The sequence below is a fragment of the Streptomyces sp. NBC_01515 genome (assembly GCF_045040345.1).
Lineage (GTDB): Bacteria > Actinomycetota > Actinomycetes > Streptomycetales > Streptomycetaceae > Streptomyces.
On record NZ_CP109416.1, the window covers coordinates 937,468 to 957,308 of the forward strand.

The 19,841-nt window shown below is 70.3% G+C and carries 22 protein-coding genes; 10 read left to right on the plus strand and 12 right to left on the minus strand.

Annotated elements, in window-relative coordinates; all coding sequences use genetic code 11:
* The first annotated feature begins 6 nt into the window (after positions 1-6).
* Positions 7-1,245: an amidohydrolase family protein gene (locus OG407_RS03800; protein WP_405854981.1), complete on the plus strand. Its 1,239-nt coding sequence runs from the start codon at positions 7-9 to the stop codon at positions 1,243-1,245.
* 31 nt (positions 1,246-1,276) lie between these two features.
* Here OG407_RS03800 and OG407_RS03805 read toward each other — a convergent pair whose 3' ends face one another.
* Positions 1,277-1,870, minus strand: a complete 594-nt coding sequence (locus OG407_RS03805; RefSeq protein WP_405854983.1) for a TetR/AcrR family transcriptional regulator — start codon at positions 1,868-1,870, stop codon at positions 1,277-1,279.
* Between the two features lie 123 nt (positions 1,871-1,993).
* On the opposite strand from OG407_RS03805, the gene OG407_RS03810 reads away from it, so the two are divergent.
* Genes OG407_RS03810 through OG407_RS03825 form a run of 4 tightly spaced genes read left to right on the plus strand, consistent with a single transcriptional unit; the run spans position 1,994 to position 4,089 of the window.
* The gene (locus tag OG407_RS03810; RefSeq protein WP_405854985.1) at positions 1,994-2,476 is read left to right on the plus strand and encodes an alcohol dehydrogenase catalytic domain-containing protein; all 483 of its coding nucleotides are present in this window, start codon (positions 1,994-1,996) and stop codon (positions 2,474-2,476) included.
* Positions 2,433-3,014: a zinc-binding dehydrogenase gene (locus OG407_RS03815; RefSeq protein WP_405854987.1), complete on the plus strand. Its 582-nt coding sequence runs from the start codon at positions 2,433-2,435 to the stop codon at positions 3,012-3,014. Before OG407_RS03810 ends, OG407_RS03815 begins: the two co-directional genes overlap by 44 nt.
* Positions 3,015-3,020: 6 nt before the next feature.
* Positions 3,021-3,275, plus strand: coding sequence for a nuclear transport factor 2 family protein (locus tag OG407_RS03820; RefSeq protein WP_405854989.1), 255 nt, complete (start codon positions 3,021-3,023; stop codon positions 3,273-3,275).
* Positions 3,276-3,285: 10 nt separating this feature from the next.
* Positions 3,286-4,089, plus strand: a complete 804-nt coding sequence (locus OG407_RS03825) for an SDR family NAD(P)-dependent oxidoreductase (RefSeq protein ID WP_405854991.1) — start codon at positions 3,286-3,288, stop codon at positions 4,087-4,089.
* Between the two features lie 31 nt (positions 4,090-4,120).
* Here the strand turns inward: OG407_RS03825 and OG407_RS03830 are convergent, their stop codons facing one another.
* Genes OG407_RS03830 through OG407_RS03855 form a run of 6 tightly spaced genes read right to left on the minus strand, consistent with a single transcriptional unit; the run spans position 4,121 to position 10,217 of the window.
* On the minus strand, positions 4,121-4,912 hold the full coding sequence (locus OG407_RS03830) for an enoyl-CoA hydratase (RefSeq protein WP_405854993.1): 792 nt from the start codon (positions 4,910-4,912) through the stop codon (positions 4,121-4,123).
* A gap of 51 nt (positions 4,913-4,963) precedes the next feature.
* Positions 4,964-6,112: an acyl-CoA dehydrogenase family protein gene (locus OG407_RS03835; RefSeq protein WP_405854994.1), complete on the minus strand. Its 1,149-nt coding sequence runs from the start codon at positions 6,110-6,112 to the stop codon at positions 4,964-4,966.
* Positions 6,109-6,960: an acyl-CoA dehydrogenase family protein gene (locus OG407_RS03840; RefSeq protein WP_405854996.1), complete on the minus strand. Its 852-nt coding sequence runs from the start codon at positions 6,958-6,960 to the stop codon at positions 6,109-6,111. Before OG407_RS03840 ends, OG407_RS03835 begins: the two co-directional genes overlap by 4 nt.
* Complete coding sequence (locus OG407_RS03845) at positions 6,950-7,921, minus strand: NADPH:quinone oxidoreductase family protein (RefSeq protein WP_405854998.1); 972 nt, start codon at positions 7,919-7,921, stop codon at positions 6,950-6,952. Before OG407_RS03845 ends, OG407_RS03840 begins: the two co-directional genes overlap by 11 nt.
* Positions 7,918-8,940, minus strand: a complete 1,023-nt coding sequence (locus OG407_RS03850) for a phosphotransferase family protein (protein WP_405855000.1) — start codon at positions 8,938-8,940, stop codon at positions 7,918-7,920. The genes OG407_RS03845 and OG407_RS03850 overlap by 4 nt, the downstream gene beginning before the upstream one ends.
* Positions 8,937-10,217: an acyl-CoA dehydrogenase family protein gene (locus OG407_RS03855; protein WP_405855002.1), complete on the minus strand. Its 1,281-nt coding sequence runs from the start codon at positions 10,215-10,217 to the stop codon at positions 8,937-8,939. Before OG407_RS03855 ends, OG407_RS03850 begins: the two co-directional genes overlap by 4 nt.
* A 145-nt stretch (positions 10,218-10,362) precedes the next feature.
* On the opposite strand from OG407_RS03855, the gene OG407_RS03860 reads away from it, so the two are divergent.
* Both OG407_RS03860 and OG407_RS03865 read left to right on the plus strand, forming a co-directional pair.
* Positions 10,363-11,028, plus strand: coding sequence for a TetR/AcrR family transcriptional regulator (locus OG407_RS03860; RefSeq protein ID WP_403592469.1), 666 nt, complete (start codon positions 10,363-10,365; stop codon positions 11,026-11,028).
* A 98-nt stretch (positions 11,029-11,126) separates the two neighbouring features.
* On the plus strand, positions 11,127-12,188 hold the full coding sequence (locus tag OG407_RS03865; protein WP_405855004.1) for a dihydrodipicolinate reductase: 1,062 nt from the start codon (positions 11,127-11,129) through the stop codon (positions 12,186-12,188).
* 75 nt (positions 12,189-12,263) lie between these two features.
* Here the strand turns inward: OG407_RS03865 and OG407_RS03870 are convergent, their stop codons facing one another.
* From OG407_RS03870 to OG407_RS03885, 4 genes are all read right to left on the minus strand, one after another.
* On the minus strand, positions 12,264-12,785 hold the full coding sequence (locus OG407_RS03870; RefSeq protein ID WP_405855006.1) for a MarR family winged helix-turn-helix transcriptional regulator: 522 nt from the start codon (positions 12,783-12,785) through the stop codon (positions 12,264-12,266).
* A 142-nt stretch (positions 12,786-12,927) separates the two neighbouring features.
* On the minus strand, positions 12,928-13,197 hold the full coding sequence (locus tag OG407_RS03875) for a carboxylesterase family protein (protein WP_405855008.1): 270 nt from the start codon (positions 13,195-13,197) through the stop codon (positions 12,928-12,930).
* 87 nt (positions 13,198-13,284) lie between these two features.
* Entirely contained in the window at positions 13,285-14,028 is a 744-nt protein-coding gene (locus OG407_RS03880) for a polysaccharide deacetylase family protein (RefSeq protein ID WP_405855010.1), read from the minus strand.
* 308 nt (positions 14,029-14,336) lie between these two features.
* Positions 14,337-15,818: a glycosyltransferase gene (locus OG407_RS03885; RefSeq protein WP_405855012.1), complete on the minus strand. Its 1,482-nt coding sequence runs from the start codon at positions 15,816-15,818 to the stop codon at positions 14,337-14,339.
* Between the two features lie 241 nt (positions 15,819-16,059).
* On the opposite strand from OG407_RS03885, the gene OG407_RS03890 reads away from it, so the two are divergent.
* The 3 genes from OG407_RS03890 to OG407_RS03900 all read left to right on the plus strand — a co-directional run bounded on the left by OG407_RS03890 (position 16,060) and on the right by OG407_RS03900 (position 18,681).
* Complete coding sequence (locus tag OG407_RS03890) at positions 16,060-16,485, plus strand: BlaI/MecI/CopY family transcriptional regulator (RefSeq protein ID WP_405855014.1); 426 nt, start codon at positions 16,060-16,062, stop codon at positions 16,483-16,485.
* A gap of 4 nt (positions 16,486-16,489) precedes the next feature.
* Positions 16,490-17,494 carry a M56 family metallopeptidase gene (locus OG407_RS03895; protein WP_405855016.1) on the plus strand — a complete coding sequence of 335 codons (1,005 nt, stop codon included), beginning with the start codon at positions 16,490-16,492 and terminating at the stop codon, positions 17,492-17,494.
* A gap of 251 nt (positions 17,495-17,745) precedes the next feature.
* Positions 17,746-18,681: an alpha/beta hydrolase fold domain-containing protein gene (locus tag OG407_RS03900; RefSeq protein ID WP_405855018.1), complete on the plus strand. Its 936-nt coding sequence runs from the start codon at positions 17,746-17,748 to the stop codon at positions 18,679-18,681.
* A gap of 66 nt (positions 18,682-18,747) precedes the next feature.
* Here the strand turns inward: OG407_RS03900 and OG407_RS03905 are convergent, their stop codons facing one another.
* Positions 18,748-19,827 (minus strand): Ldh family oxidoreductase, encoded by a 1,080-nt coding sequence (locus OG407_RS03905; protein WP_405855020.1) that lies wholly within the window; start codon positions 19,825-19,827, stop codon positions 18,748-18,750.
* Positions 19,828-19,841 lie beyond the last annotated feature (14 nt).

A 19,841-nucleotide genomic window follows, 5' to 3' on the forward strand; every position in this document is an offset into this window, starting at 1 on the left:
CCGGTCGTGCTCACGCTCAGAGCGGCGCGTGTACTGCACGTGGAGACGGGCGAGTTCGAGTCGCCGGGCCTGATCACGGTCGAGGGCGACCGCATCACGCACACCGGCGTCGGCACCGGCGAGGGTGGGGATGCCGGTGAGAACGAGGTTCTCGACCTCGGCGACGTGACTCTCCTGCCCGGCCTCATGGACATGGAGGTCAACCTCCTCATGGGCGGCCGGGGAGAGACGCTCGCGTTCTCCCCCGTCCAGGACGATCCCCCGCTGCGGATGCTCCGCGCGGTGGGCAACGCCCGGCGGACCCTGCGCGCGGGGTTCACCACGGTCCGCAACCTCGGCCTGTTCGTGAAGACGGGCGGCTATCTGCTGGACGTCGCGCTGGCCAAGGCCATCGACGCCGGCTGGATCGACGGCCCGCGCATCGTGCCCGCCGGACACGCCATCACACCCACCGGCGGCCATCTCGACCCCACGATGTTCGCCGCGTACGCCCCCGGAATCATGCCTCTCTCCCTGGAGGAGGGCATTGCCAACGGTGTCGACGAGGTGCGCAAGGCCGTCCGCTACCAGATCAAGCACGGGGCACGGCTCATCAAGGTCTGCGCGTCCGGGGGCGTCATGTCCCACACCGGCACCCCCGGCGCCCAGCACTACTCCGACGAGGAACTGCGCGCCATCGTCGACGAGGCCCATCGTCGCGGACTGAAGGTGGCGGCCCACACCCATGGGGCCGATGCCGTCCGGTCCGCGGTGGAGGCGGGCATCGACTGCATCGAGCACGGCTTCCTGCTCGACGACGACACCATCGCGCTGATGGCGGAGAGGGGCACTTTCCTGGTGCCGACCACCGCTCTCATCGACGGGATGGACATGTCCCATGCCGCGCCGGAACTGAAGGAGAAGGCCGCCGAGATCTTCCCCCGGGCGAAGACGGTGGTGGCCAGGGCCGGCAAGGCGGGTGTCCGGATGGCGCTGGGCACGGACGCACCGGCGATCCCGCACGGCCGCGGCGCCCAGGAGCTGATCGCCCTGGTCGACCGCGGGATGACTCCCCTGGAGGCGCTCCGGGCGGCGACCGTCAACGCGGCGGAGCTGATCGACGCCGACGACCGGGGCCGTATCGCGGAAGGACTGCTCGCCGATCTGATCGCGGTGCCGGGCAATCCGCTGGAGGACGTCTCCGTGATGGCGGACGTCCGGTTCGTGATGAAGGGCGGGAAGGTGTTCCGCGACGAACGCCGCTGACGCCAACGCCCAGGCCAGCAGCGGGAGTTGATCACACCGGCCCGTCAAGGGGTCGTAGCATCCGCAGGATCATGTCGACCGTGCGCTCGACGGGGCGGTTGCGGGCCGTGACCGTGGACAGGAGGGTGCGGGTCAGGACGGCGCCGAGGAGCATGTCGAAGACGTCGTCCGGGTCCACGGCGGGGTCGACGGTCCCGGTCGGCGCGGCGCGCAGGATGTCCTGGAACTGCGGTCGCGCCGACACGCGCAGCAGCATCTCCGGCGGCCGGGGCGTGTCCGACGTCCGGGAGTGCGCGAAGAGACCGGCCGCGGCGGCACGGGCCGCGGGCGCGCCGAAGGCCGCCAAGTAGGCGCGGACGAACCGGCGGAGGTCGCGTCGCAGGTCCCCCGTCGGTTGGACGCTCAACGGGCTGAGTCCGGGGAACGTGGCCTCCTCGATCAGCTCGATCCGGGACGGCCAGCGGCGGTAGATGGCGGAGGCGTGCACGCCGGAGTGCTCCGCCACCGCCTGGATCGTCGTCGCGTCGAAGCCGCGCTGGACGAGGAGTTCGCGCGTCGCCGCGAGGGCCCGTTCGTTGATGCTCGTGTCCCGTGGACGGCCCGGGGCGCGGCGCGGTTCTGCCATGCCGTGATTGTAGTGACCGGGCGGTGCTCCGCGTTCTTCGATTATAGGAGACTGTCTTCTGTAATTGCCTCTGTGTGGCTACAGTCCGAAGGGGACGGACTTCGGAGTGCGGAGGAGAGTCTGATGCGTGCTGCTGTGCTGCGGGGCGGGAGTGTCGAGGCGCGGACCGTCGACGATCCGGTCCCCGGACCGGGCCAACTCCTCGTCCGCTCGCTGGCGTGCGGGATCTGTGCGTCGGATCTGCACTTCATGGACCATCCGGAGGCGGGCGCCGACGACGACAGCGGGATGTCGACGTACGACCAGGACGTCGACATCGTGATGGGTCACGAGTACTGCGCCGAGGTCGTGGACTACGGCCCCGGTACCGAGCGCCGGATCCCGGTCGGGACACGGGTGAGTTCGCTGCCCGTGCTGGCCACTCCGGGCGGCCGCCGGATCATCGGCCAGAACCCCGAATCACCCGGCGGATTCGGGGAGTTGTTCCTGCTGACCGAGGCCATCACCCGGGTCGTGGTGTCGGACCTGCCGAGCGAGATCGTGTGTCGCCGACGCGATCTCGGTGGGCTGGTCGACCGCGTCCCGCGCCCAACTCTCCGCGAGTGAGGCACCGTTGGTCATCGGCTGCGGGGCCATCGCCCTCTCGGCGATCGGCCGGCTCAAGAACCTCGGCGTCGGCCCGATCGTGGCGGCCGATCTCGTGGCGTCGCGTCGCGTGACCGCGCTGGCCATGGGCGCCGACGTAGTCGTCGACCCTGCTGTGGTCTCGCCGTACGAGGCGTGGCGCAACGCGGCCGGGAGCCGGTCGAGTTGCGTGGTGTTCGAGTGCGTCGGCGTCCCCGGCGTTCTCGACTCGATCATCAAGGGCTGCGAGCGCGGTACCCGGATCTTCTCCGTCGGCGGCCCGCCGGAGGGCGACCATCTGCACACCCTGACCGCGAAACGGAAGGGCATCAACATCCAGTTCGGGGGCGGCCCGTCGATGGACCACTGGGACGAGGCGTTCCGGGCGGTCTGCTCCGGCAGCCTCGATGTCGGGCCGATGCTCGGCCACACCGTCGGGCTCGACGAGGTGCCGGCCGCGCTCGACGCCGCACGGGCCGCCGACGGGCCGGCCCGCGTCATCGTCGTACCAGGAAGCTGAACACTCATGAGCGAGACCGACGAACTTGCCCAACTCCGCGCCACCGTCGAAGCGTTGACGGCGAAGGTGCGTGTCCTGGAGGACCAGGTCGAGATCACGCAGCTCGTCGCGCAGTACGGGCCCGCTGTCGACAGCGGCTCGGGAGAGGCCGCGGCGGCGCTCTGGACCGAGGACGGTGTCTTCGACGCGATCCCCCATCTGCGGGAAGAAGGTTCTCCGTTCGTCCCGGACGATCTGACTGATCTGACTGATCTTGATTGAGGAGTACGAAGTGACCGAAAACCTCACTACCAAGTACGGGCCGTGGGGTGTCATCGCCGGCGGGTCGGACGGGGTGGGTGCCGCGTTCGCCCACCGGCTGGCGGCCCAGGGGATGAATGTCGTACTCGTGGCCCGGCGCCTGTCCGTGCTGGAGGCGTCCGCCGACGAGATCCGCGCGCGCTACGGCGTCGAGGTCCGCTCCGTCGCGCTCGACCTCAGCTCCTCAAGTGCCCTGGCGGAGTTGGAGGAGACGACCGCCGGTCTGGAGGTCGGTCTGTTCGTGTACAACGCGGGGAGCGACGACCGCAGCGTGCCGTTCCTCGACAAGGACCTCGACATCCATCTCGGGCTGGTGCGGCGCAACTGCACCGCCGTACTCGAAGCGGCCTACCGTTTCGGCGGCCCGATGGTGGCGCGCAAGCGGGGAGCCGTGGTCCTGGTGACCTCGGGCGCGGCCTGGGCGGGTGGCGCCACGCTCGCCGCCTACGGCGCGTCGAAGGCGTTCGACCTCATCCTCGCGGAGAGCCTGTGGGCGGAGTGGCAGGGCAGCGGGGTGGACGTTCTGGGGCTGGTCCTCGGCAGGACCGACACCCCGTCCCTGCGCCGGACCGAAGGCGTCCAAGGGGTTTCCTACGGTGGCGACTTGGCCGATCCGGACGACGTGGCCGCCGAGGCACTCGACCATCTCTCCGACGGTCCGACCTGGATCTGCGGCAGCCCCACCCCGACCGGCGGTTCACCGTTCGGGGCGTTGAGCCGCCGTGACGCGGTCCTGGCGATGAGCCGGGGCGCGACCGCGCACAAGGAGCGGTGACGGTCGCGGTCCGGCCCATCGGCCCGGCGGACTACTGGCCTTTAATGCGTTCCTTCATGGCGTCGAGCTGCGTGAGAATGGGATATCCGCTCACGCTCAGCGCGTTCCCGTGTCCTGTCTCGTGGATGTCGAACACAGACTGGATGGCGGCGTAGAAGCCCTGGACGTCGAGGCTCTGGTTGACGGCCCGCTTCGCCTGACGGAGGCCGAAGGACGGCATCCGGGCGATCCGGTGGGCCAGCTCCAAGGCCTCGGTGACCAGTTGGTCGAGCGGGACGACCTTGCTCACCATGCCGACCTTCTCCGCCTCCTCGGCGGTGACGGCCCGTCCGGTGAAGAGGATCTCCTTCGCCTTGCGCGGGCCCAACTCCCAGGTGTGGCCGTGGTATTCGACTCCCCCGATGCCCATGTGCACGACGGGGTCGGAGAACTCGGCGTTCTCGGCGGCCACGATCAGGTCGCAGGGCCAGCAGAGCATCAGCCCGCCCGCGATGCACTTGCCCTGCACGGCGGCGATCGTCGGCTTGGGCACGTTGCGCCAGCGCAGGGTGTACTCCAGGTACCGGCGGGTCTCGGCGCTGTAGATCCACTCCAGGGTGATCTCCTTCGGCGCCGGCCAGCGGTCCTTCAGGTCGTGTCCCGACGAGAAGTGCTTGCCGTTGGCCTTCAGGAGAATGACCTTCACGTCCTCGTCGGCCGCGGCCCGGCTCCAGGCCGCGTCCAGGGCGTCGAGGAGCGCGCTGTTCTGCGCGTTGGCGACCTCGGGCCGGTTGAGGGTGATGATCCCCACCCTGCCGTCGACCTCGTACAGGATCTCGTCCATGCGTCTTGTCCTCTGTCGGCTCTGGGATGTCGGCCCTCTGGACCGACGGCTCTAGCGGGGCAGGCCGAGGATGCGCTCGGCGATGATGTTGCGCTGGATCTCGGAGGTGCCGCCGGCGATGGTCCCGCCGAAGCTGCGCGCGTACCGCTCGAACCAACTGGCGTTGAACGTATCCAAGTTCATATGGGTGTACGGCCCCGTCCGCACCGGATGCAGCAGCGACTCGGTCCCGTGCTGTTCGAGGGCGTGCAGTTCGGCGCTCTGCGCGGCTTCGGAGCCGAGCAGTTTGAGCACCGAGATCTCGACCGGGTTCCGGTCGGGTCCGAGGAGCCGGTAGCCGAGCAACCGCAGTGCCTGGACGTCCATTTGGAGGGTGGCGTACCACTCCTCGTCGCAGGCCGCGTCCTGGATCAGGGCGTCCATGCGCTCGGCGTAGTGCACCCACAGCAGGGTCCGTTCGTGGCCGAGCGAGCCGTTGGCCACGCGCCAGCCCTCGTTGAGGAGGCCGACGAGGTTCTCCTCGGGGACGTGGACGTCGGTGAAGAACACCTCGTTGAAGTCGAGGTCGTCGGGTGCGGCGATCGACCCGAACGGCCGCCTGACCAGGCCCTCGGAGTCGGTGGGGATGAGCAGGACGCTGATCCCCTTGTGCTTGGGGGCCTCGGGGTCGGTGCGGACGAAGGTGAGCAGGACGTCGGCGTCGTGCGCGCCCGAGGTCCACACCTTCTGCCCGTTGACCACGAAGTGGTCGCCCTCAAGGGCCGCGCGAGTGCGCAGCCCGGCCAGGTCGGAGCCGGCGCCTGGCTCGCTCATCCCGAGCGAGGCGGTGATCTCGGCCCGCAGCAGGGGGACGGCCCAGTCGCGTTTCTGTTGCTCGGTGCCGAAGGTCAGCAGTGAGGCCGCGATGATGTTGAGGCCCTGCGGGTTGAAGCTGTGGTAGATCCGGCGCCGGGACAACTCCTCAAGGTGGGCAACGACTTGGGGCAGCGTGGCATTGCGGCCGCCGTACTCGGGCGGCTGGGCGGGCAGCAGCCAGCCCGCGTCGAAGAGCTTGCGCTGCCAGCGCCGGGCCCAATCCGGTATGTCCGCACTGGACTTGGAGCGAACCGTGGCCTCGTCTGGGGTGGGCAGGTGGGTATCGAGGAAGTCGCTGAAATCGGCGCGGAACTTCTCGACCTCGGGGTCGGGGGCCAGCCTCATACCAGCAGCGCCTTCCTGTGCTCGGACGCCGTACCGAGGAGCAGGTCCCCGGCCTTGGCCCGCTTGAGATGGATCTGCAGCTCGTTCTCCCACGTGTAGCCCATGGCTCCGAACAGCTGGAACCCGTTCTGGAAACACACCCGTTGGCAGTCCCCGGCGGCGGCTTTCGCCATCGCGGCAGCCCGGCCGCGGCGCGGGTCGTCCTCGGCGATGGTGAGCGCGGAGAAGTACACGAGCACTTTGGCGCGTTCGATGGCGACGTACATGTCGGCGGCCTTGTGCTTGACGGCCTGGAACGAGCCGATGGGGACGCCGAATTGGTGCCGTTGCTTCACATGGGCGACGACCAGGTCGAGGATGCGCCGGCAACTGCCGACCGTGCTGACCGCCAGGCCCATCAGAGCCAGGTCCGGTACGCCGGAGACCAGGTTCGGCACGTCCACTCGGGCGATGTGCAGGGTCGGGTCGAACACGGACAGCCGCTCGGCCGCCAGGTCCTTTCCGTCCCGTACGACCACGCCCTCGGCGGTGAGAATCGCGATCTCGTCCGCGCGGTCGGCGTCGAGGACGAACTTCCCCTCCCCGTCGAAGACACCGGTGCCCGAGCCGTTGGGCAGCCGTCCGGCCAGCGGCGCGAACCAGGTGGCCGTGGCGAGGAAGGGCGTCGGATCGGCGACGTACCCCAACTCCTCCAGGACGATGGCCAGTTCCACCGGCGGGGCTTCGAGCCAGCCCAACTCCAGGTAGGTGTCCCAGAGTTGTTTCTCGGGCAGGGACCGTGACTTGGTGACCGTTTCGCGGACCACTCGCTGGAGCAGCCGCTGTTCGTCGTCGAACTCAAACTCCATGCGCGACCTCCAGAAGGACCTTGCCGATGGCGCGGCGCCCCAGACCGAGGGCCTCGGCGACGTCGGCGAGCGGATACACGGCGTGGACGCGGGGCCGGATCTTCCCGGCGGCGAACAGTCCGTGGAGTTCGGTGCGGGCGGCGACCAGATCGTCCCGCCGGTGCCGCGCCCAGCCGCCGAGGTCGAAACCGTGCAGGCTGACGCCTTTGAGCATCGGCAGGTTGAGCGGGATACGCGGGATCTCCCCGCTGGCGAACCCCACGCTCACGAACCGCCCGCCCCAGCGCATGGCCCGCAACGCCTCTTCCGCGTACCGCCCGCCGACCGGGTCGATCACGACATCGGCGCCGCCCGCGTCCCGCAGGCTCCGCTTCAGATCGTCGTACGGCAGGGTCAGCAGCGCGCCCTGCTCGGCGCACACCGCCCGCTTCTCCTCCGTCGAGGCGACGGCGACGACCTCCGCGCCGAGCAGCGCGGCGAGTTCGACGGTCGCGAGGCCGACCCCGCCGGCCGCGCCGAGGACGGCGACCCGCTCCCCCGGCTGTACGTCGGCGACCAGGCGGAGGGCGTCGAAGGCGGTGGCGTGGCTGACGCCGAAGGCCGCCGCGCGCTCGGTGGGAATTCCGTCGGGGATACGGCTCAGGCCGGCCGAGCGGACGGTGACGCGTTCGGCGAAGGCGCCGACGAACATCGAGCCGAAGACCCGCTCGCCCTTCTCGAAGCCGTTCGCGGACGCGGCGACCACGCCGGCGAACTCACTGCCGGGGGTGAAGGGCGGTTCCGCCTTCACCTGGTAGGCGCCGTCGATGACGAGGACATCGGCGAAGTTGACGGCGGCGTAGTGCACGTCGACCGGGATGCCGCCCTCGTTCTCGGTGAACACAGGCCCTGGGAAAGGCGGTTCGGGGATGTCCTCGACGACCACCGGGCCGCCGACGGTGTTGCAGCGGGCGGCTCTCATAGCCGGGTCGTCGCGGCGAGTTCGGCCGCCTGGGTGGCCATCTGCAGGACGACGTCGCCGTAGTGGGCCATCTTCGGGTTGCCGCCCTCGCCCCTGACGTGACGGGCGTAGCCGCCTTCGAGGACGACGGCCATCTTGAACCGGGCGAGGATCACGTAGTAGTCGATCTCGCTGACGTCCCGGCCGCTGACCTTGGCGTAGTGCTCCAGCAGATCGGCGCGGTCGGGCATGCCGGTGTAGTCGACGTAGCCCTTCTGGGTGCGGTCCTCGTCGGCGTCCGGCCAGCCCATGACGACCCAGCCGAGGTCGAGCAACGGGTCGCCCACGGTGGCCATTTCGAAGTCGACCAGGGCCGCGAGCCTGGCGGGCGCGCCGTGCTGGAACATGACGTTGGCGAACTGGTAGTCGCCGTGGATGATGCCGGGTTCCCAGTGGGCGGGACGGTGTTCCCGCAGCCAGGCAGCGGCGTTCTCCAGGCCGGGTATCTCGCGGAACCGGAACTTGGCGAGGTGGGCGAGCCAGCGGTCGACCTGCCGGTCGTGGAAGCCGTCGGGGCGGCCGAAGCCTTCCAGGCCCTGGGCGCGCCAGTCCACGTTGCCCAACTTGGCGATGCCCTCGACGAGTTGGTAGGCGAGGCCGGGCCGCAGCGACAGGTCGCCGAGGAACGGTTCGGGCCAGCCGTCCGAGTTCATCGGGGACCAGCCGTCGACATGTGCCATGAGGTAGAAGCAGGAGCCGAGGACGCTCGTGTCGTCGCACACGGCGATCGCCTCGGGGTGCGGGACGTCCGTGCCGTTGAGCGCGTTGAGAACGCGGTATTCGCGGAGCATGGTCTCGTTGCGCCCCGGCGGAACCTTCTCCGGCGGTTTGCGCAGCACCATGCTCCGGTCGCCGCGCCGGATGCCGTAGATGTCGTTGGAGGTGCCGCCGGAGATGTACGACGTCTCGACGGGTTCGCCGGGGGCGATGCCCTGGTCGTCCAGCCAGCGGGCGAGCGATTCCGTGTTCGCGAGCGTCACTGCAAGTCCTCCAACTGCTTCCGGGCCCATTCGCGGCGGGTGGGCAGATGCTGGGTGGGCCAGAGGCCGGGGGCCGCTTCGTAGCCGCGCAGGACGTCACGGGCGACCGTGATCTTGTGGACCTCGGTGGGGCCGTCGACAACCGCCATGACGGCAGCGCCGTTCCACATGTCCGAGAACGGCATTTCGTTCGACACACCGAGCGCTCCGTGCAGATGCATCGAGCGGTACACGACGTCGTGCAGCACCTTCGGGGTGAGGAACTTGATGGCGGCGATGTCCTTACGGACCCGCTTGTAGTCCTGGTACTTGTCGATCTGCCAGGCGGTGTAGAGCACGAACAGCCGGAACTGGGCGAGTTGGGCGTAGGAGTCGGCGAGGTCGGCGCGCACGAGCTGCTTGTCCGCGAGCCGTTCGCCCTGGGTCTCGCGGGACAGGGCGCGCTCGGCCATCATGTCGAGCGCCTTCTGGCTCTGGCCGACGACGCGCATCGCGTGGTGGACACGGCCACCGCCGAGCCGGGTCTGGGCGATCGCGAAGGCCTGGCCCTCACCGCCGAGCAGGGCGTCGGCGGGGACGCGGACGCCGTCGTAGGCGATGAGTGCGTGCATGCCCTCGTCGGTGGCCTCGCCCATGATGCCGAGGTGGCGTTCGATGCGGACGCCGGGGGTGTCGCTGGGCACGAGGAACATCGACATGCCCTTGTAGGGGCTGACGTCGGGGTTCGTCACGGCCATCACGATGACGAACTTCGAGGTGCGGGCGTTGGAGGAGAAGAACTTGCGGCCGGTGATGACCCAGTCGTCGCCGTCGCGTTCGGCGCGGGTGGTAAACATCGTGGGGTCGGCGCCGGCCTGCGGCTCGGTCATGGAGAAGCAGGAGAAGCACTCTCCTTCCAGCAGTGGCTGGAGGTAGCGCTCCTTCTGTTCGTCGGTGCCGTAGCGGGCGATGATCTCGGCGTTGCCGGTGTCGGGTGCGGCCGTGCCGAAGATGACGGGGGCCCAACTCGACTGGCCCAGGATCTCGTTGATGAGCGCGAGCTTGACCTGGCCGAAGCCGCGCCCGCCGAGTTCGGGTCCGAGGTGCGGTGCCCACAGCCCCTCGTCGCGGACCTGTTGCTTCAACGCCCGGACCATGGGGCCGAGTTCGTCGTCGAGCGGGTGGTATGCCCGGTCCGGATGGAGCAGGTCCAGCGGCTCCACGCGCTCGGAGCGGAATCGCCGGATCCACTCCAGTTTCTCCTCGAACTCCGGCTCGGTGGAAAAGTCCCATGCCATGTCAGACGAACCTCCTGCCAACCCGGACGGATGGTGATGAGAATATCATTCTCATCTCACGCAAGTAAGGGTCTCGAAACTTGCAGTGCGCCCTTCGGTAGGGGAAGCCGGAGTGTTACCGCTGAAGTGGAGTATCGTTCTTCATGTGACAGCTGTCCCCGAAGAACAACCAGCCTGGCGCCAGCGCGCCGTTGAGCGTTCCACCCGTGCCGCAAAGCTCCGCGCCGAACAACGTGTGCAGCGCTTCCTGGACGCGGCGCAGGAACTCATCGCGGAGAAGCGGACGACGGACTTCACGGTCCAGGAGGTCGTGGACCGCTCCAAACAGTCACTGCGCAGCTTTTACCAGCACTTCGACGGCAAACACGAGCTGCTGCTCGCCCTGTTCGAGGACGCGTTGTCCAAGTCGGCGGCGGAGATCCGCGAATCGGCCGGCTCCCTGTCGGATCCGCTCCAGGCTCTACAGCTCGGGGTGACGATGCTGTTCGAGCAGTCGCTGTCCAACCCCGGTGTGGAGCGCCCCCTGTTCAGCGACTTCGCACTCCAACTCCTCGTGAAGCATCCCGCACAGGTGGCGACCGCTCATCTCCCCCTGCACCAGGTCTTCACGGAGTTGGTCGAGCAGGCCGAGGACGCCGGTGTCATCCCCGCCGGGAAGCCCCGCCGTCAGGCCTCGATCCTGATGCAGACGGTCATGTTCGTCGCGCAGGGCAACGGAGTTCCGGCCGGCAGCCATGCGGCTCCGGTCACGGCCGAGGAGGTCTGGCAGTTCTGCCTCGGCGGCCTCTCGGGCGTCCCGGTGCACAACTGACGGACAACTGACGGGTAGCCGACGGGTAGTCGACGGCGTAATTGACGCTCTCCATCGGGGAGAGTACGGTTCTCGCCCACCGGAACGAGGGGTGGGCGATGACCGAGCCGCTACGGCGTGAAATGCAGCGCTACCGGGTCGTGCAGTGGGCCACCGGGAACATCGGCGCCCGCACCATGCGCGCCGTACTGGAGCATCCGAACCTGACCCTGGCCGGGGTGTATGTCCATACCCCGGCCAAAGCAGGCCTGGACGCAGGCGAGTTGAGCGGGGACGGGCTCGGCACCACCGGGGTCCTCGCGACGCACGACATCGACGAGATCCTGGCGCTCGGCGCCGACTGCGTCCTCTACACCCCGCGCACCTGCGACTTCGACGAGGTGTGCGCGCTGCTCTCGTCAGGCGTGAACGTCGTGTCCACGCGGGGCGAGTTCCATCACCCGCCCAGCCTGGACCCGGCCACACGGAAGCGGATCGAGGACGCGTGCGAGCGGGGCGGGACCTCGGTGCACAGCACGGGCAGCAGCCCCGGATTCATCACGGAGGCGCTGCCGCTCGCGCTCACCTCTATCCAGCGGCGGCTCGACGCGCTGACGATCGAGGAGTTCGCGGACCTCTCCCAACGAAACTCCCCCGGGCTGCTGTTCGAGGTGATGGGCTTCGGCCGGCCCCCTGCCGAGTTCGGCGAACAGCGTCTGGCCGGACTGCGCGACAGCTTCGGCCCGTCATTGCGGCTGCTCGCGGAAGCGCTCTCGACTCCGCTCGACTCGGTGGAGGCGGTCGGCGAGGTCGCAACTGCCCGACGCAGCACCCGAATTGCGGCAGGAACGCTACCCGTAGGCACAGTGGCCGCGCAGCGCATCACCGTGTCCGGTCTGCGGAAGGGGCAACCCCTGCTGCGGTTCCGGGCCAACTGGTACTGCACCACCGACCTCGACCCCGCCTGGGATCTCCGCGCGACCGGCTGGCATGTCGCGGTCGAGGGGGACGCGCCGCTCGACGTCGACCTGCGGTTCCCGGTGCCGCTCGACCGGATGGCGGCGATGTCCCCGTCCTACACCGCGAACCGTGCGGTGAACGCCGTGCCGTTCGTCTGCGCCGCAGCCCCCGGAATCCGCACCACGGCCGACCTCCCGCAGATCGTCGCCGACCTGGGGTGACGTCGGCGCGATCCGGGCCCGAAAACCGGACGGCCCTCAAGCGGCACCGAGTCGACCCCGACCCGTGCCTTGAACTCAGACCGTGCCGACCGGTGCCGCGACCTCGGTCTCGCCGTCCTCGTCGATCGAGTGCTTCAGGAAATCGTCGACCATGCGGTGGAACAGCGTTGCCAGTTGCTGCAGTTCGTCCGTCGACCACTCCGAGAGTGCCATTTGCATGCCGCGCGCACCGGCGTCCCGGACACTGCTGACGGCCTTCCGGCCTGCCTCGGTCAGTTCGATCCGCTGGGCGCGGCGGTCGTCGGGGTCGGGCACGCGGGTGACGTAGCCGGACTTCTGGAGTTGCTGCACCGTCCGCGTCACATGGGATGCCTCGACCCCGAGGCGGTGGGCCAGCTCCCCCGGGCGCAGCGGGTCGGAGTCGGCGACCTGCCGCAGCAACGCCACCGCCGCACGGTCCAGAGGCACACCGGCGAGGGCCATCAGCCGGTCGTGCTGGCGGGCACGCGTGCTCAGGTAGGTAATCCGAGTGAGGGCTCGCTCGATCTCGGTCACCTCCGGGGAGGCGGGGGCTTCGGGGACCGGTGGTGTGGACATGGGACCCACTTTACCATATTGTTGCGTAACTCAAGTAATTTACTGCGTTCGTTTGGCGCGTGTACTGCCGAGAGAGTACTTGCCGGGTGTTCCGCCGCTCCGCCACCCCCGCACCCCATCCCGTTCCCGCCTCGCCGAAGCCTCACCAGGGGTTCTGGCTCGCGAAGAAACGCTCGAAGAAGTCCACCTTGGCCGCGTCGGCGAGGGGCCAACTGGCCGAACCGGTCGCCGCGACGCGCACGCCGGTCCAGGATGTCGCCCGCTGCGGCGGACGCCAGCGGTTGGCGCCCGCGGTGGTCGCCGCGTACGACAGGCCCTTGAAGGCGGTGACGCCGGAGATGAGGGAGGCCACGCCGGACACGCGGCCGGTGTCGATGCGGAGCGGGCCGGTGAGGAAGGTCCGACGGTTCATGGCGTTCGAAAGCATGGGGGGCTCTCTGGTCTAGGTACTTGCGAACGTAAATTCCGCCGACCGGGAGTGCCAACATTATTGTCAACTTCAGAGCGGATCCACAGCATGCTCCCGCAGCGGGCCCACGGACAGGCCCCGCAGCGCGCAGGTGTCGAGGATGCGCGGCACGGCGCCGAGGGTGGCGCGCCAACTGCCGGGTGCCGAGGTGCAGTCGGAGTCGTGCAGCAGGACGGTCCCGCCGCCGCGGAGGTCCTCGGTGACCGTCCGGTGCACCGACTCGGGTGTGGCGCGCGCCTTCCAGTCCTCGCCCCAGGCCGTCCACAGCACCGGCGTGAGGTCCAGGCGGCGGGCCGCGAGATGGGCGCCGGTCGACATCACGCCGTAGGGCGGGCGGAAGAGCCGTGGCGCGCGCCCGGTGAGGTCGCCGACCGTGTCGCGGGCGCGGGCGAGGTCGTCGTGGGTGGCGCGGGGGCCGCGCAGCAGCAGCGGGCGGTGCAGCCAGCCGTGAACGGCGATCTCGTGTCCGGCGGCGGCGATCTCGCGGACCAGACCGGGGGCGCGTACGGCTTGGTTGCCGAGGAGGAAGAACGTCGCGTGGACCCGGCGCTCGTCAAGCAGCCGTAGGAACAACGGAGTTGACAGCGGGTCCGGCCCGTCGTCGAAGGTGAGTGCCACGTGGTCCGGCCGGCCGCGGCCGGAGAGGCGGGGCATGACGCGGTTGCGCAGCGGGCCGTAGGTGGAGAGGACGGGGGCGGCGTACGCGGCGGCGAGGATTGGCAGTGCGGGGAGCGCGACGCGGGGGGTCGTGCGGAGGAGACGGATGGCTGTCATGGGAGGCGGCCGTTCGCATGGCCCGCGAGGGGCGCGGTGCGTGCGGCGTCGGGAGTGCGCGGCTCGGCACAGGCGGTCGTAGGGAGAATGCCTGCTGGGGTCATGCGTGGCATCCCTTCACGTAACCCTCGACGGAAGTGGCGCACGGGGACGGGAAGTTACGCGACGTGGCGCAGGCGGTCGTAAGAAGAAGGCGTACGACAGTCATGCACGGCACCCCTTCGTGCGGCGCGCGACGGACGCGGCGCGCGCTGGGTCGAGGATGCGCGGCGCGGCACACGCGGTCATGAGGAGAGGGTCCACGGTCGTCATGCGTGGCGCCCTTTCGCGTAACCCCCGTGGGACACGTGATCCGGGTGGTGTGTGTGACCCAGGTCGTCGAGGTCGAGGCCGTGTCCTATGGCGTGCATGAGGCGCGGGCCGCCCTCGGTCGTGGCGACCGCCGTGCCGACCGCGCCCGCCCATACCGCGCACGCCAGGACGGTGGTGGTCGCGAGCCGCACGGCGGCCGGTCGGCGGCGGACCCGCCGGGCGATGGGCGGCACGGTGAGTGGCACAGCGGGCAGGGTGGCGGGCCGAGGGGTGGGTGAGACGGCGGGCCGTGCGGTGAGTGGCGTGGGAGGCCGAGTGATAGTTGGGGCGGCGGACTCGACGGCCGTCCTGCAGATCCTGGCCGTCTCGGCGGCCGGGCCCTGGTCCGGGCCGGACGGCGCGTCCGCGAACAGGGCGAGGCCCGCCTCCCGTTGCAGCAGTCCGCGTGGGCCGTCGATCAACTCGCTCAGTACATGCTTGAGTTGGACCGGGTCCCGGATCCACGCGGCGACGCCCGCCTCGTCCAGGGCGGCCGCGTTGGTCAGTCCGTGGCCGGGTATGCAGCCATAGCTGGCGACGGGCAGGCCGGTGGCGAAAGCCTCCAGGGAGGTCAGGCCGCCGGCGTTCTGGACCAGGACGTCGGCTGCGTGCATCAGGCCGGGCATGTCGTCGACCCAGCCATGGACGTGTTCGATGCCGTCCGCGCGGAGCTGGTCGGCCAGCGTCTCGTTACGGCCGCAGACCACGAGCGGTACGGCCGCGCCGCAGTCGCGCAGGTCCCGGGCGACCTCCCGGACCGGGCCCACGCCCCAGGAACCGGCAACCAGCAAGGCCAGTGGGGCAGTTGGCGGCAGACCGAAGCGGGCGCGGGCCGCGGCGCGTTCCTGCGCGTCCACGGGGTGGAAGCGCGGGTCGGCGACCGGGCCGCACACGCGGACGTCGCGTGCGCCGGCGGCCCGGGCCTGCGCGGCGGGCACGGCGTGCAGCGCGAGGTGGACGTCGACGCCGTCGGCCACCCACAGCGGGTGCACCGAGAAGTCGGTGAGGTAGGTGAGGACGGGGACGGTCAGCCGGCCGTCGAGCCGGAGGCTGCCCAGGACCCGGCTCGCGCCCGGGTAGGTCGACACGACGGCACCCGTGTCGGCGGGCAGTGCGCGCAGCAGCCGTTGCTCGGCGGAGCGGAGCAGCGCCCTCGCGACGGCGCCGCCGCCCCCTGCGCGCTCGGTGCTGCTGTAGATCCGCTGGTAGGCCCACGGCGCCCGGACGAGCATCCGGTGGTAGCCGTCCCGCACGAGCCGGCCGAGCCGCGCGGGCAGCACGTCCAGCAGGTCGAGCCGGTCGACCGTGAGACCGGCCGCCACCAGCCGCCGCTCCAGTTCGGCGGCGGCGCCGTCGTGACCGGCTCCGACGCTCGCCGAGACGATCACGACACGCTCGGCCGACGACGGGCGGCGCACCGTGTTTCCGAGGTGGGGCATGGGCTTCTTCCTCCGCAGGTGGAGTGGAGCGGCGAAACTCTACAACATGTAGTAGGTAAGCTCGTACATCATGTAGTAGATCCCGTTCGCAAAGCCCTCGATCGACCCGGCGACCGACTGCTCGGCCGATCTCTACGGCCCCTCGGCCCCTCCCTTCGAACCCTTGGCGCACTTCCTACAGGCCGTAGTAGGTGCGCGGGTAGGCTGTGACGCCGAGCGGTGAAAGGCGGTGGGGTGAACAGTGCACGACCGGAAGAACGACGAGCCCGGCGCGACGTCCGGCAGGCGGGCGCGCGGTGAGCTGGAGAACGGGGTTCTCGCCGCCCTCTACGGGGCCGACGAGCCACAGACCGCGCGCCAGGTCAAGGACCGGCTGCCCGGGGACCTCGCGTACACGACCGTGCTGACGATCCTGTCGCGCCTGCACGACAAGGGGATGCTCGTCCGGCAGCGCGCGGGCCGCGGGTACGCGTACGCGCCGGCCCGGGACGAGGCGACCCACACCGCGGAGCGGATGCGCTCGCTGCTGGAGCACGGCACCGACCGCGAGGCGGTACTCACCCGCTTCGTCTCCGAACTCTCCGCGCAGGACGAGCAGTTGCTGCAGCGACTGCTCTCCGGGCACGACGGGCCGCACCCCACCGGCCGCGTCGACGAAGGACCGTGAGCCGGTGCTGATCAGCGTGTACGTCCCCCTTCTGATCACCATGGTCCTCGCGGTGTTCGCACCCCGCGCCGCCCGCCGACTCGCCCCGCGCCCGGCCGCCTGGTCCCTGGCCTCCGCAGCGCTGGTGGCGTCGCTCGGCTGGCTGGGCTCGTTGGCGTTGCTGGCGTTCGCCGGGCTGGTGCAGATCCCGGAGGTCGCCGAGGAGGGCCGGTGGTCGGTCGCGGCGGTGCGCGCCTCCGACCCGGTCTATCTGACGGTCGCCGGGGTCGCCGCCCTCGCCCTTCTCGCGTCCGTCACGGGTCTCACCGTCGCCGCCGCACGTCAGCTACGGCATCTGCGCTGGGCCCGCCGCGAGTGCCGACTCCTGCCCGGCGACACGGAGTTGGCCGTCCTGGACATCGAGTCACCGGAGGCGTTCGCGCTGCCCGGGACACCAGGGCGGATCGTCGTGTCCAGCGGGATGCTGCGCTGCCTCGGCGACCGCGAACGCGAGGCACTTCTCGCCCACGAACGGGCACATCTGCGCGGCCGCCACCATCTCTTCCAGACCCTCTGGCGCCTCTCCGCCGCCGTGAATCCGCTCCTACGACCGCTGTCCAACGCGGGCAGTTTCGTCCTGGAGCGCTGGGCCGACGAGGAGGCCGCCGTGCGCGTCGGCGATCGCACGGTCGTCGCCCATGCCGTGGGCCGGGCCGCGCTCGCCACCTCGGCGAACCGTTCGCGCCCGGCACTCGCCGCGACCGGCGGAGCGGTGCCGCAGCGGGTCCGGGCACTGCTCGCCCCTCCTCCCCCGCGCCGGGCCCTGCCGTTCGTCGCGGGCGCCGCACTGCTCGTGGTGTGCTGCGTGAGCCTCGCCGACGCGGCGACCGACAGCGAGGAGATGATCGAGACGGCGCAGCGGGCGGCGTGCGTGACGACGGAGGCACGGGCCGTTTCGGCGCCGTCGGGCCCGCAGCACGAGGTGCGCTGTGAACACGGACAGCCGGACGGACCTGTCCAACGCCGCTGATCCGCCGGACGGTTCTCCCGCCCCCGGAGGGGGTGTCCCGTGGAAGTGTGACACTTACTCGTGTCAGTGTCACACTTCCACGGGACACCCCAGCCCCCGAGGCCCGCCGCCCCTGAACAGCGTCGATCCCACCATCCACCCGAAATACACCCGTGTTATCGTCGCCCTACTCATTGCCAGGAAACCTGTCGATCGACTCCCGTCGATCGGACTGAGATCCCCCGTCGCGCTCACTCCACGAATGGAGCGGCATGTCTGTTCTGGCCCGGCCGGCGGTGGCCGCCTTCGCCGCCAAGTCCCTGCAGCGTCTTTCCGTGATGGCCGACCGGCGCCCCAGCGGACGTGGTTCCGCCGCCTCCTCGCATCAGCGGCTCCCTGAATTTCCGCGCCTGACAAGGGAGTTGACGATCCCGACGAGCGTCGCCCCGGCGCGGGCCACGGTGTACCTGCCGGCCGGCGAAGGGCCGCCTCCGCCGGTGCACGTGAACTTCCACGGCGGCGGCTACGTCGTCCCGCTGACCGAACTCGACGACCCGCTGTGCCGTTTCCTCGCGGCGCAGGCAGGTGCCGTCGTGGTCAACGTCGACTACGTGGTCGCGCCGCAGCACCCGTTCCCCGCGCCACCCCGGCAGGCGTTCGAGGTGGTCCGGTGGATCGCGGAGCACGGCGGTGAGCAGGGCTGGGACGGGGAGCGGCTCACCGTGGGCGGGCAGAGTGCCGGGGGCGGACTCGCGGCGGCGGTGGCGCGGCAGGCGCTGGAGGAGGGCGGGCCCGCGATCGCGCTCCAGGTGCTGCACTATCCGCCGTTGGACCTGGCGACCAGCGCCAAGGACAAGCGTTCCGCCATCACGAAGCCTGTGTTGAAGCCCTGGATGGCCGAGGTCTTCGACGCGTCGTACGTCCCGGATCCGAAGGTGCGTACCGACCGGCTGGTGTCGCCCGCCCATCCATCGGACACCGCGGACCTGAAGGGCATCGCCCCGGCGCTGGTCATCACGGCGGAGTACGACCTGCTCAAGGCGGAGGGTGTGCGTTACGCCGACCGGCTTCGTACGGCGGGGGCACTGGTCGAGCACGTCGACGTCGCCGGCGCCGACCACGGCTACGACGGCACGGACGACGAACGGGCCCTGCAGACCTATGCCCTGATCGCGCGTCAGGTACAGGAAGCCGTGGGTACCGTCTGAACTCCCCTCCCGGACAACGCACTTCGCCGACCATCCCCCTCGGACGGTCGGCGCAGTGCCGCTGGGTCACGCCGACGGCACCGGCTCCGGCAGTGTGAGGCCGAACTTGCCTGCCGCCTCGGTCAGCTCACGCCAGACCTTGGGCGCGACGGGAATGCCCTTCGCACCGCGCCCCTCGGCGACCGTCGCGCTGCGCTCGCCGGGGTAGAAGACGCCCTCGGCGCCGTCCGCCGGCGGCAACTGCTTGAGGGTGGCCAGCGTTGCGTCGACCGCCTCGGTGAAGGCGGCCGGGTCACCGAAGGCCGCCGGGTCGAGGGCGATGAGGAGGGCGTTCTGGCGGTGCTTGCGACCCTGGGGGTCGTCCGAGTGGAACGCGGCGAAGATCGGCGCACCGACGAGCACGCTGGTGAGCAGCTCGAACGCCAGGGACATGCCTGAGCCCTTGGCGCCGCCCAACGGCAGTGGCATGACGGCCAGTTCGGGATCGGAGGTCGGGGTGCCGTCCGCCGTGGCCGCCGCACCCTCGGGCAGCGGGGTGCCGCTCGCCTTCGCCTGGCGGATCTTGCCGAGGGCGATGGTCGCGGTGGCCATGTCGAGGAGCAGCGGGGCATGCGACTCGGCCGGCACGGCGATGGCGAGCGGGCTGGTCGCCACGGCGGCACCCTTGACGCCGGTGTAGCCCATGTTGGGCATCCCGGCGACGTAGCCGATGCCGACGAGTCCCTGCTCGGCGATCTTCGACACGTAGTAGCCGATGGCGCCGGTGTGGACGGTGCGGCGGACCCCGACGGCAGCGACTCCGCTGATCCTGGCCCGAGTGACCGCCTCGTCGGCGGCGGCGCTGAGGGCCACCGGGCCGGGAGCGCGATCGGCGTCAAGGACGGCCGCACCCGCGGCAGTTGACTCGACCCTGATGTCGGCATCGGCGTTGGCCACGCCCTTGGCCAGCAGCTCCAGGTAGGCGGGGACGCGGGCGATGCCGTGCGAGTCGACACCGCGCAGCGCGGCCCACACGAACACGTCGGCGGTGGTGCGCGCCTGCTCGGCGTTCAGGCCGCCCTTCTCCAGGAGTGCGGCGGAGAAGGTGCGCAGGTCGTCGGCGGCGACAAGTACCTTGCCCGGCTTGGGCGTTGCGGTGTCGGACATGGTGGCGGGTGCCT